This is a genomic window from Paraburkholderia sp. BCC1885 (assembly GCF_900996235.1).
Lineage (GTDB): Bacteria > Pseudomonadota > Gammaproteobacteria > Burkholderiales > Burkholderiaceae > Paraburkholderia.
Genome location: NZ_CAAJGM010000096.1, coordinates 1 through 515, shown reverse-complemented (window position 1 = coordinate 515; position 515 = coordinate 1). Strand labels below are relative to the sequence as shown.

Genomic DNA, 515 nt, shown 5'->3' with positions numbered 1-515 from the left:
CAGGATCGCGACCAGGATCCAGAGCACGGCGATCTGAGTGGAAAACGAGAGTCTCGGCATAGGCGGGCGGCTTCGGGAGTTCGGCGGTCGGGCGCTGCCATGATAGCGGGTGGCAACCGCCTCGTCCCACCCTTTCCTCCCGGACCCGGCTCGACTTGCCGGGCAGGCGCCGGGCCTGTCCGGTCCCGGCGGCCATCGCGCGCCGCGCGTGCGCTCGTCCGGGACGCTCGATCGAAATCAATCTCGACGTAAGCGTGTCACAAAGTAACCGTATGGTTAACGCTTTTCAAATAAATACAGGGAGCATTCAAGTGTTCGCGTCGTCCGTGTCTCGTTTCGTCCGTCCCCATGCCATCGCATCCGCCGTCTCGCTGTCGTTCCTGCTCACCGCCTGCGGCGGCGACGGCACCGCGAGCGATACATCGCCCTCGGTGGTCTCGCAGGTGCCTGCCCCGCCCGCCGATCCGGGCTTCACCGATAGCGCGCCGGTGCCGTCGGTGGCGGCCTTCGTCGAC

At 66.4% G+C, this 515-nt stretch carries 1 pseudogene; it reads left to right on the top strand.

Annotated features, from left to right (window positions below):
* Window positions 1–272: 272 nt before the first annotated feature.
* Window positions 273–515 (top strand): annotated as a pseudogene (locus FQ755_RS07630) (hypothetical protein); the annotation flags it as partial.